Annotated in this window: 1 protein-coding gene; it reads right to left on the bottom strand. The window is 54.7% G+C overall.

The genetic code is table 11. The features are described from left to right. Window positions 1-371, bottom strand: a 371-nt coding sequence (locus CWC28_RS22215; RefSeq protein WP_212746840.1) for a hypothetical protein, incomplete at both ends; no start/stop codon positions are given.

The raw sequence follows: 371 nt of genomic DNA, 5'->3' as shown, positions 1-371 counted from the left end.
AAGTACCGGTGTAGTTGGTACTGCCAGCAAAGGTAATGCCCGCTGCCTGGAAGTTACCGTCATTCAACGTGACATCAAGACCGCTGTTGCTGGTGTTCGCCACCGCAGCATTGCCACTGATCTGGCTGATGTTAGCCAGCACATGATTATTGGCTGAAGTCGCGGCGTTGTTACTGGTGATATCCCAGCGCGCGGTACCGGTGTTATCAGTTACGGTATCCATATTGCTGCTGTGGCCGGTGTAATCCGTGCTGCCCGCAAAGTTAATGCCGCCTACGGACAGACTGTTGGCTGCCAGAGTCACTGCCTGACCACCTGCAAAACCGTTGTTCACAGCCGCTGTGGTGTTAACCTGACTCACCTGGCGGAAG

This window comes from Pseudoalteromonas sp. S4492 (assembly GCF_005886115.1).
GTDB lineage: Bacteria > Pseudomonadota > Gammaproteobacteria > Enterobacterales > Alteromonadaceae > Pseudoalteromonas > Pseudoalteromonas gelatinilytica.
This window is presented reverse-complemented; position numbering and strand designations above follow the sequence as displayed.